Raw genomic sequence first — 422 nt, forward strand, 5'->3', positions numbered from 1 at the left:
TTATTCTTCATTTAAACAATCTGCGTCGTACTTTATTAAAAAATCAATTTCTTTTTTGATCTTTAAAACATACTGTATGCGGTCACTATCTTAAAGCCAAATCAACAATGATGTGAAAGTTTCATTAAATGCTTTTCATCAAAGTATAACATAGTAGGTTTTGCTAATAACTTTATCATGTTTGTATTTTTTCATGAAGGCGCGGTCATTTTGACATTGCCTCTTCTTTCTTATCAGTGTATAAGGCTGCTAGATTTTCTGATGTTATGGATAGGCTGTATCATTTTTGATACTGCCTGTTCTTTTTTAGTGGATTTGGAGAGTCTCTTTATGGCTGTCCCTAATCGAAAAACCTCTCCATCAATGCGAGGTATGCGCCGTTCGGCTGATGCCCTCAAGGCGCCGACCTATATCGTGGATAA

The 422-nt window shown here is 35.8% G+C and carries 1 protein-coding gene; it reads left to right on the forward strand.

Annotation, left to right across the window (positions count from 1 at the left end):
- Positions 1–330 precede the first annotated feature (330 nt).
- Positions 331–422, forward strand: a 92-nt coding sequence (gene rpmF / locus J7R10_RS10385) for a 50S ribosomal protein L32 (RefSeq protein ID WP_208436499.1), incomplete at its 3' end; no start/stop codon positions are given.

Origin of the sequence: Bartonella vinsonii subsp. berkhoffii ATCC 51672 (genome assembly GCF_902825225.1) — a bacterium.
GTDB classification, from domain to species: domain Bacteria; phylum Pseudomonadota; class Alphaproteobacteria; order Rhizobiales; family Rhizobiaceae; genus Bartonella; species Bartonella berkhoffii.